The organism is Streptomyces sp. NPDC001093 (genome assembly GCF_040298985.1).
Lineage (GTDB): Bacteria > Actinomycetota > Actinomycetes > Streptomycetales > Streptomycetaceae > Streptomyces.
In genome coordinates this window covers 1-8,590 of the sequence record NZ_JBEPBF010000225.1, presented here as the reverse complement: position 1 = coordinate 8,590, position 8,590 = coordinate 1, and the positions used below count along the sequence as shown (strand labels likewise).

Genomic DNA, 8,590 nt, shown 5'->3' with positions numbered 1-8,590 from the left:
AGCTTCGTCGTGGACGACACCGCCCTGACGACCGGCTGACCTTCCGGCACGGCCCCGGGTCCCGCACGCGGAAGCCGTCCGCGTGCGGGACACGCTGTACCCACCCGGCCGTCGCAGCACGCCACGAGCCGGTGCCGCCGCCCCCCGTTCAGAGTGGCGGAAGGCGCGTTCGAAACCGGGCACAGATTCGGGCTGCGTCGATGGCGCGCCCGTTGTGAGCCCCTGGCGTGCCGGGTCACCAACTGCTGTTGGTCACGCCAGGGAGCTCGCCCGCGTGGGCCATCTCGCGTACGCGGATGCGGGACAGGCCGAAGGCGCGCAGGTAGCCGCGGGGGCGGCCGTCCACGGAGTCGCGATTGCGCAGGCGGGTGGCGCTGGCGTCACGGGGCTGTCGGCGCAGCTCCCGCTGGGCGGCGGCGCGGTGCTCGTCGGAGCTCCCGGGGAACGCGATGATCGCCTTCAGTGCGGCGCGGCGCGCGGCGTATCGGGCCACGACGAGGCGCCGCTGATCGTTCTTCGCGATCTTGCTCTTCTTCGCCATCAGACCTTCCCTCCACGGGCGCGGATGCGGGCCACCGCGGCCTCGATGCCGATCGTGTCGACCGTCTTGATGCCCTTGGCCGAGAGCGTGAGCCGGACGTGGCGGGCCTCGCTCGGCAGCCAGTAGCGCTTGTGCTGGATGTTCGGGTCGAAGCGGCGCTTGCTCCGCCGGTGCGAGCGGGAGATGTGATGGCCGAAGCCGGGCTGTCGGCCGGTGAGTTGGCAGTGGGCGGACATGGCTGTTCCTCCTTGGGGTGGATGCAGCAACACACTAGCTCCAGATGAAAATGAAAACCAATCCCATGTATGGTGCTGTCCATGGCCCGTAACGAACTGCGCCCGATCATCAAGCTGAGGTCCACCGCCGGCACCGGCTACACCTACGTGACGCGCAAGAACCGCCGTAACAACCCCGACCGGCTCACCCTGCGCAAGTACGACCCGCGCGCCGGCCGCCACGTCGACTTCCGTGAGGAGCGCTGAGAGCCGTGAAGCCCGGAATCCACCCCGAGTACCGCCCAGTCGTCTTCCGTGACCGGGCCGCCGACTACGCCTTCCTCACCCGGTCCACGGCCACGAGCGACAAGACCGTCGAATGGGAGGACGGCAACACCTACCCGGTCATCGACGTCGAGATCTCCTCGGCGAGCCATCCCTTCTACACCGGCACCCAGCGGGTCCTGGACACCGCGGGGCGGGTCGAGCGCTTCGAGCGGCGGTACGGACGCGGACGGAGCGAGCGGTGAACGGGGACGAGGCGCGGCTGCCGGTGGCGATCGTCGGCGGGTTGCACGCGGACGCCCGCCGGGCTGCCGTGGAGCAGATCCTGAGTACGGTCCCCGGCTCGGTCGCGCTGCACCACGACCTGACATCCGCCGCCGACAGGGCGGTGCACCGGACGGTACGCGACGCCGACGGCCTGCTGGGCAGTGGCGATGCACCCCTGGTGAATGACTGCGCGTGCTGCGCACTTCGCGAGGATCTCGTTCCCGAACTGCTGCGGCTCGCAGCGGGGGGAACGTACCGGCTGGCCGTCGTGGAACTGTGGGACTCCGTCGAGCCCCAGGCCATGGCCGGAGTCATCGCCGCCGCCGGTGCACCGCTGGCCCTGACCGGGGTCGCCACCGCGGTCGATCCGGCACTCGTGCTGCCGTACCTGTCCAACGGCGACGACCTGGCCGACGTCGGCCTCGCCGCCGCGCCGACCGACCAGCGCACGGTCGCCGACACCTTCGCCCGGCAGCTGGAGTACCCCACGGTGATCGCCCTCGGCGACGGCGATCCTTGCGACGAGGTCGCCGACGACACCGACCACGCGCTGCTCGCCCAGCTCACACCAGGCGCACGAAGCGTACGGGTGGAGAGCGACGGTGCCCTGGGGGCAGCGCTGTTGGCGGGCTTCGACGTGGCAGCGGCCGCCGCCCGTGTGCATCCTGCGTGCGCGCTGCTGCCGCAGGAGTGCGACGAGCACGGCGTGAGCACCTTCGTCTGGCGGCGCGAACGGCCCTTCCACCCGCAGCGCCTGTACGCGGCGCTTGAGGACCTCACCTGCGCCGCCGCGCGCAGCCGGGGGCGGTTCTGGCTGGCGGACCGCCCCGACACACTGCTGTCCTGGGACGCCGCCGGCGGCGCGCTGTGCGTGGAGTCGGCCGGGCCCTGGCTGGCAGCTCTGCCCGACGCCGCCTGGGAGATGGTGCCCGCCGAGCGCCGCCTCGCCGCCTTGGTGGACTGGCACCCGGAACACGGCGACCGCTGCCAGTACCTCACCTTCACCTCGCCCGGCCTGGACCGCGACGGCCTGTCGGCCCTGCTCGACTCGTGCCTGCTCACCGACGACGAGTACGCGGCGGGCAGGGACCGCTGGAAGCAACTCCCGCACGCCTTCGACGACTTGCTCGACCCTGTGACCTGAAAGAGAGGACCGACCTCACCATGACCCGACGCACCAGCATCCGGCGTCAGACCGCCAAGCGTCAGCGCACCAACCCGCTGGACGCCGCCGGTATCACCTACATCGACTACAAGGACACCGACTTGCTGCGGAAGTTCATCTCCGACCGCGGAAAGATCCGCAGCCGTCGGGTGACCCACGTGACCCGTCAGCAGCAGCGGCAGATAGCACAGGCCATCAAGAACGCACGCGAGATGGCGCTCCTGCCCCACGGCTCCCGATAGGGCGATGGGCGCCGCACCTTCCGTTACGCCCTGTACCGGTAACGGATCCGGCCGCGGGTGAGGTCGTAGGGGCTGAGTTCCACGAGCACGCGGTCGTACGGGAGGATCTTGATGCGGTTCTTCCGGATCTTCCCGCTGATGTGGGCGAGCACCGTGTGCCCGTTCTGGAGTTCCACCTTGAAGGTGGCATTGCGCAGGCACTCGATGACGGTGCCTTCGGCTTCTACGCCCCCTGCTGCCTTTGTCATGGTCTCTCACTTCTCCCGTTCTGTGACGGCGAATTCAGTAGCAAAAACGGTCGCTCGGTGCGATGTGGTGGCGCGTCAGTGGCGGACGAGCTCCAGGGTGCCGGCCGCGCGCCGGGCACCGATGGTCTCGAACAGGGCGGTGGCCGCCGCGTTGGACTCGTCCACCTCGGCCCATGCCGAAGCGGTCCCGGAGCGGTGCAGCGAACCGAGCGCGTGGGCCAGCAGCGCCCGGGCGATGCCGCGGCGGTGCCGATCGGCCCGGACGGCGATCAACCCGATCCGAGGCTGCCGGGTCAGCGGTCCCACCCGGACCAGTCCCACGTACTCGTCCACGTGCCTTGCCACCGCGTACTTCGACGGGTCGAGCACGGTGGTCCCCGCCGGGCGGGGCAGCACCTCGGCCGGCATCGTCTGCCATCCGACGGTGGCCTCGACCTCGTCGCGGATGAGGCGGTCCAGGGCGCGCAGCGGGCCCTCCTCCGCCTCACCGGCGGGCACGATCGTCACGCCGGACGGGGGCCGTACCGAGCCGAGCCCGGTGATCTGCGGGTCGGTGGGCACGAGATAGCCCCACTCGCGGCGTGCGGTGGCGAAGCCGGCCCGCTCCCAGGCGGACCTCGAGTCGTCGTCGGCCTCGTCGACGACGGTGTACAGCGGTGTCGGCAGGTCCGCCAGCATCGCGTCGGCGATGCGGTCGAAGACCGCGCCGTGCCACGCGTCGATGCTGACGAAGAGCCGCCCGTCGGGCCGACGCGAAGCGACGCCGCGGCCGACCGTCAGGTCGTCCTCCACAGCGTGCCACTGCGTGTCCGAGACCCGCGTGACCACAACCGGATGGTTGTCCGTGCCCGGAGTGGAATGCACAAAGTTCACAGGTGTTGCCTCTCAGGAGTGCCTTGTCCGAGGCGCTCCCGGCGACACCTACGTCAATCGCCCACCGTGACGACATGGGGGAGCACCCATGGATACAGCCTTCATGGGTCTCACCTCCTCGCGTTCTCTCACGGCCGCTCAGACGCTATCAGCGGGGGCCGGTCAGCCCAACGCATTTATCCGGAGCTCTTGGTGTCCATACCGGGCCGGGCGGCGCCGTGGCTGTGTTCGCCGCCCGGCCCGGGGTTCTCAGGGGCCCGCCACGAGTTCGGGATGCTCATGCTCGCAGGTGCCGTCGATGCCGTAGGTGTCCCAGGCGGGGAACGGGTCCGTGGGCGGCAGGCTCTCCTCGTCGGCCATGAGGCAGTCGGCCAGTGCCGCGTGCAGTGCGTCCGCGTGCAGGTGTGTGCCGATGAAGACCAGTTCCTGGCACTCGGGGCTCTCGGTGTCGCGGGCGGCGGTCGGCTCGAAGCGTGCGACGGAGCCGGCCTGTGACCAGAGGCCCGTCACGTGCGGGCGGCTGGAGAGGGTGAAGAAGCCCTTGGAGCGCAGGATCTGTCCGTACGCGCCGCTGTCGAGCTCCTCGGTCACGAACGTCCACAACCTGCCTGGATGGAAGGGCAGTTCGGAGCGGAAGACGGTGGAGGAGATGCCGTACTCCTCCGTCTCGGGTACGTGGTCGCCGTTGAGTTCCCTCACCCAGCCGGGGTCCTGTTGGGCGCGTTCCAGGTCGAACAGCCGGGTGCCCAGCACGTCGCCCACCTTCACGCGGCCGTGGACGGCCGGGACGAGGCGTGCGGCGGGGTTGAGGCGGGTGAGTGTCGCTCGCAGCCGGTCGGCCGACTCCTTGTCCACGAGGTCGAGCTTGTTCAGGACGATGACGTCGGCGAACTCGATCTGGTCCATCAGCAGGTCGCTGACGGTGCGTTCGTCGTCCTCGTACTGGTCCAGGCCGCGCTCGGCGAGTTCGTCGCCGCTTGCCAGTTCGGGCAGGAAGTTCGCGGCGTCGACGACCGTGACCATGGTGTCCAGGCGGGCGAGGTCGCCGAGAGTGGCGCCGTCGTCGCGGGCGAAGGCGAAGGTCGCGGCGACCGGCATGGGTTCGGAGATGCCGGACGACTCGATGAGCAGGTAGTCGAAGCGGCCTTCGCGGGCCAGCCGGTCGACCTCCTGAAGCAGGTCGTCGCGCAGGGTGCAGCAGATACAGCCGTTGGTCATCTCGACCAGGCGTTCCTCGGTGCGCGACAGAGCCGCCTCGCCGCCGCGCACCAGGGCGGCGTCGATGTTGACCTCGCTCATGTCGTTGACGATGACCGCGACGCGCAGTCCTTCGCGGTTGCCGAGGACGTGGTTGAGGAGGGCGGTCTTGCCCGCGCCGAGGAAACCGGACACGACGGTGACGGGCAGTCGGCCGGAGGGGCCGGACGGCATCATGGCTCAGCCCTCGGGGCGCAGCAGGCCGCGCTCGTACGCCTTCACCAGCCGCTGCGGTACCAGGTATGACACTCCGTCGACGATGACCGGTACGAGCGCCGGCGTGGTCGCCTTCCATTGGGCGCGGCGGTGGCGGGTGTTGCTGCGGGACATCTTCCGCTTGGGAACGGCCATGGGAATCCTCCTGGTTGGGATGGCGAATACAGGCTACATGAAAATGAACACCATTACGAAGTGGCACGGTTCATGCTTCTCTGAATTCAGGGACCTGTGTACCGTTGTCGGTGTGCTGACTGTTGCCTCCGACATCGAGGTCCTGGTCCGGTTCGGCCGGGCGCTCGCCGATCCGATCCGCTGCCGCATCCTGCTCGCCCTGCGGGAAGCACCCGCCTATCCCGCCGACCTCGCCGACGCGCTGAACGTCTCCCGCACCAGGCTGTCGAACCACCTGGCGTGCCTGCGTGACTGCGGCCTGGTCGTCACCGTCCCCGACGGCCGTCGCACCCGCTACGAACTCGCCGACGAACGCCTTGGCCACGCGCTCGACGACTTGCACACCGCCGTGGTCGCCGTCGAGGGCGACCGGACGTGTGCCGACGCCGACGACAAGGGGTGCTGCTGACCGTGAGCGCAGAGACATCCATCTCCCTCGGCCCCGACCCGGCCAGGCGCGGCGCGCTTGCCAGGCGGATACGGCTGCTGGTCGCCGCGACCATCACCTACAACGCCGTCGAGGCGGCCGTCGCCCTCACGGCCGGGACCCTGGCTTCGTCCACCGCGCTGATCGGCTTCGGCCTCGACTCCGTCATCGAGGTCTCCTCGGCCGCCACCGTCGCCTGGCAGTTCTCCGCCCGCGAGCACGCGGTGCGTGAGACCCGGGAGAAGACCGCGTTGCGGATCATCGCGCTGTCGTTCTTCGCGCTCGCCGCCTACGTGACCGTCGATGCCGTACGGGCCCTGACCGGCTCAGGCGAGGCCACGCGCTCCCTGCCCGGGATCGTGCTGGCTGCCCTCTCGCTCGTAATCATGCCGGTCCTGTCGGCGGCCCAGCGTCGCGCCGGTCGGGAACTCGGCTCCGCATCTGCCGTGGCCGACTCCAAGCAGACACTGCTGTGCACCTATTTGTCGGCGGTGCTGCTGGTGGGCCTGGTCGTCAATGCCGTGTTCGGCTGGTCGTGGGCGGATCCGCTCGCGGCCCTCGTCATCGCCACGATCGCGGTGAAGGAGGGGCGCGACGCGTGGCGTGGGCAGGGGTGCTGCGCAAGGCCGTCGGCCGCCGTGCCGGACGACGGCCGGCGGGAGGCGGATGCCTGCGGCTGTGCTCCGGGATGCGACTGCTGCCCTTGACGGTGACCACTCCGGACAGGCAGTGGCGCCGGAGTTCACCGGCGCTCGTCCGCCGCCAGCCGTCGGCCGCAGTCCGGGCACACCCCGGACAACTCCACCGTGTGCCGGACGTTCGCGAACCCGGAGCTCTGGGCGACGGTGTCGGCCCATTCCTCCACCGGGCCGGAGTCGACGGGTCGGCTCAGGCCGCATTCGGTGCAGATGAGGTAGTGGCGGTGTTCGGGTCCCGGGCGGTAGCGGAAGAGGCGTTCACCGCTGGTGTCGCGCACCATGTCGGCCCGGCCGACGCCGGCCAAGCCGGCCAGCGTGCGGTAGACCGTGGACAGGCCGACCGGCGAGCCGGCGGCAGCGAGCTGATTGTGGAGGGCTTGGGCGCCGACGAAGCCGTCCGCCCGGATGAGCGCCTCGACCACGATGGTGCGTTGCTGGGTGAGGCGGCCGATCAGCGTGACGTCGTGCGAGGGGATGGGGGTGCACTGGCGGTCGGGTGCCATCGGGTGCCTTCGCTCATGTGCCGGTGGGGACGGCGGTGCGCGTACGAGGACGGGGGACCGGGCGTCGTATCAGGAAGGTCGCGGCGTAGACGGCCGTGGCGGCGGCCATGATGGCGAAGCTCGGCGGTATCTTCGGCACCGCGTACGAGGCGAAAAGCCCCGCCCACATCTCCAGCACCGCCAGCCCTGCGGAGAGGGCGAGCGCACGGTAGGGGCGGTCGGTGAGCCGGATCGCGGCGCCCGCCGGGGCGGCGAGCAGACCGAGCAGGAGCAGGGAACCGACCGCCTGGGTGGCCTCGGCGGCGCTGATGCCTGCCAGGGCGAGGAAGCCGTAGCCGAGCAGCCGGACCGGTACCCCACGAGCCGCAGCCACGGCCTCGTCGAGCGTGGCGAACAGCAGCGGCCGAGCGATGAGGACCACCAGCAGGCCGACCCCGGCTGCCACCAGGGCGGCGACGGCCGCGCTGCCGGCGGAGATGCCGAAGATGGAGCCGAACAGCACACTCACCCCGGCGGTGCCGTTGGTGGTGCTGCGCGAGGTCGTGTAGAGCGTGATGAAGAAGGCGCCCAGGCCGAGGATCCAGGAGAAGACGCTCCCGATGACCACGTCGTCGGGGCGGGCACGGCGGCCGAGGGTGCCGAAGAGCAGCGCCATGGCGATGGTGGCGGCGAACAGCCCGAGGCGAAGGTCGGCGCCGAAGGCGAGGGCGGCCATCGCGCCGGTGAAGGCGACGTGGCTGAGCGCGTCGCCGGTGAAGACCTGGGCCCGCAGCACCAGGAAGTAGCCGACCAGTCCGCAGGCGGCGGCGATGGCGGTACCGGCGAGCAGGGCGTGCAGGAAGAACGGGTGGGACAGAGGGGACGCGGCGAGCAGGACGGTCATGCGACCACCTCCTTGGCAGCGGGCGTGGCCCCGGCCCGGGTGCGAGCGAGTACCTCGTGCAGCGAGCGCCGGCCCAGCGCGAGAAGGTATCCGGCGAAGGCGATGGTCGTCACGAAGAAGCCCAGAGGGTAGGGCCAGTAGTAGGCGGCGGTCAGCCCGAGCCAGGTGGCGGCGAAGGCGAGGAGGACGGCCAGGGCCAGACTCAGCGCCGGGCGGGGGGTGATGACTTGTGCGGTGGCGGCCGGGATCACCATGAGGGCGAAGACCAGGAGGGTTCCGGTGATCTGGCTCGCCTCGGCGGTGGCGGCGCCGAGCAGGACGAGGAAGACCACCGACAGGGCGCGGACCGGCACCCCGCGCCCGTCGGCGACCTGCGGGTCGACGGACGCGAACAGCAGCGGCCGCCCGATCAGCGCCAGCACCGCGAGCACCACCGCACCGACCACCGTCAGCACGGTCACCTGGGAGGAGGTGATTCCCAGGAAGGTGCCGAAGAGGATCGTCTGCGGCCCCTCCAGCAGCCCTCTGTACAGGGCGGTGAACAGGAACCCGGACGCGAGCAGGAACGCCTGCACCGTCCCGGTCAGCGCCGACTC

The 8,590-nt window shown here is 70.5% G+C and carries 15 protein-coding genes; 6 read left to right on the top strand and 9 right to left on the bottom strand.

The window, feature by feature from the left end; genetic code table 11:
- Positions 1 to 235 precede the first annotated feature (235 nt).
- The gene (rpsN, locus tag ABT288_RS48390; protein WP_351623039.1) at positions 236 to 541 is read right to left on the bottom strand and encodes a 30S ribosomal protein S14; all 306 of its coding nucleotides are present in this window, start codon (positions 539 to 541) and stop codon (positions 236 to 238) included.
- Positions 541 to 777: a 50S ribosomal protein L28 gene (rpmB, locus tag ABT288_RS48385; RefSeq protein ID WP_351623036.1), complete on the bottom strand. Its 237-nt coding sequence runs from the start codon at positions 775 to 777 to the stop codon at positions 541 to 543. The genes rpsN and rpmB overlap by 1 nt, the downstream gene beginning before the upstream one ends.
- Before the next feature lie 81 nt (positions 778 to 858).
- On the opposite strand from rpmB, the gene rpmG reads away from it, so the two are divergent.
- From rpmG to rpsR, 4 genes are read left to right on the top strand one after another with little or no spacing between them, the layout of a single operon-like run.
- Positions 859 to 1,023, top strand: a complete 165-nt coding sequence (gene rpmG, locus ABT288_RS48380) for a 50S ribosomal protein L33 (RefSeq protein WP_351623033.1) — start codon at positions 859 to 861, stop codon at positions 1,021 to 1,023.
- Between the two features lie 5 nt (positions 1,024 to 1,028).
- Positions 1,029 to 1,286, top strand: coding sequence for a type B 50S ribosomal protein L31 (locus tag ABT288_RS48375; protein WP_351623030.1), 258 nt, complete (start codon positions 1,029 to 1,031; stop codon positions 1,284 to 1,286).
- Positions 1,283 to 2,452, top strand: coding sequence for a CobW family GTP-binding protein (locus tag ABT288_RS48370; RefSeq protein WP_351623027.1), 1,170 nt, complete (start codon positions 1,283 to 1,285; stop codon positions 2,450 to 2,452). Before ABT288_RS48375 ends, ABT288_RS48370 begins: the two co-directional genes overlap by 4 nt.
- A gap of 20 nt (positions 2,453 to 2,472) precedes the next feature.
- On the top strand, positions 2,473 to 2,715 hold the full coding sequence (gene rpsR / locus ABT288_RS48365; RefSeq protein ID WP_351623025.1) for a 30S ribosomal protein S18: 243 nt from the start codon (positions 2,473 to 2,475) through the stop codon (positions 2,713 to 2,715).
- Between the two features lie 23 nt (positions 2,716 to 2,738).
- On the opposite strand, the gene infA is transcribed toward rpsR, so the two are convergent.
- The 4 genes from infA to rpmF form a co-directional block, all read right to left on the bottom strand.
- Positions 2,739 to 2,963 (bottom strand): translation initiation factor IF-1, encoded by a 225-nt coding sequence (gene infA, locus ABT288_RS48360; protein WP_014675926.1) that lies wholly within the window; start codon positions 2,961 to 2,963, stop codon positions 2,739 to 2,741.
- Between the two features lie 75 nt (positions 2,964 to 3,038).
- On the bottom strand, positions 3,039 to 3,836 hold the full coding sequence (locus tag ABT288_RS48355; RefSeq protein ID WP_351623021.1) for a GNAT family N-acetyltransferase: 798 nt from the start codon (positions 3,834 to 3,836) through the stop codon (positions 3,039 to 3,041).
- Between the two features lie 249 nt (positions 3,837 to 4,085).
- Complete coding sequence (locus ABT288_RS48350; protein ID WP_351623042.1) at positions 4,086 to 5,267, bottom strand: GTP-binding protein; 1,182 nt, start codon at positions 5,265 to 5,267, stop codon at positions 4,086 to 4,088.
- A 6-nt stretch (positions 5,268 to 5,273) separates the two neighbouring features.
- The gene (gene rpmF, locus ABT288_RS48345; protein ID WP_055709034.1) at positions 5,274 to 5,444 is read right to left on the bottom strand and encodes a 50S ribosomal protein L32; all 171 of its coding nucleotides are present in this window, start codon (positions 5,442 to 5,444) and stop codon (positions 5,274 to 5,276) included.
- A gap of 112 nt (positions 5,445 to 5,556) precedes the next feature.
- Here rpmF and ABT288_RS48340 point away from each other — a divergent pair, with 112 nt between their 5' ends.
- The gene (locus tag ABT288_RS48340) at positions 5,557 to 5,892 is read left to right on the top strand and encodes an ArsR/SmtB family transcription factor (RefSeq protein WP_351623018.1); all 336 of its coding nucleotides are present in this window, start codon (positions 5,557 to 5,559) and stop codon (positions 5,890 to 5,892) included.
- A gap of 2 nt (positions 5,893 to 5,894) precedes the next feature.
- Positions 5,895 to 6,617, top strand: coding sequence for a cation efflux transmembrane domain-containing protein (locus tag ABT288_RS48335; RefSeq protein WP_351623016.1), 723 nt, complete (start codon positions 5,895 to 5,897; stop codon positions 6,615 to 6,617).
- 35 nt (positions 6,618 to 6,652) lie between these two features.
- Here the strand turns inward: ABT288_RS48335 and ABT288_RS48330 are convergent, their stop codons facing one another.
- From ABT288_RS48330 to ABT288_RS48320, 3 genes are all read right to left on the bottom strand, one after another.
- Positions 6,653 to 7,111 carry a Fur family transcriptional regulator gene (locus tag ABT288_RS48330; protein WP_351623013.1) on the bottom strand — a complete coding sequence of 153 codons (459 nt, stop codon included), beginning with the start codon at positions 7,109 to 7,111 and terminating at the stop codon, positions 6,653 to 6,655.
- Between the two features lie 13 nt (positions 7,112 to 7,124).
- The gene (locus tag ABT288_RS48325) at positions 7,125 to 7,994 is read right to left on the bottom strand and encodes a metal ABC transporter permease (protein ID WP_351623010.1); all 870 of its coding nucleotides are present in this window, start codon (positions 7,992 to 7,994) and stop codon (positions 7,125 to 7,127) included.
- The coding region (locus ABT288_RS48320; protein ID WP_351623008.1) for a metal ABC transporter permease at positions 7,991 to 8,590 on the bottom strand (600 nt) is incomplete at its 5' end. The genes ABT288_RS48325 and ABT288_RS48320, both read right to left, overlap by 4 nt.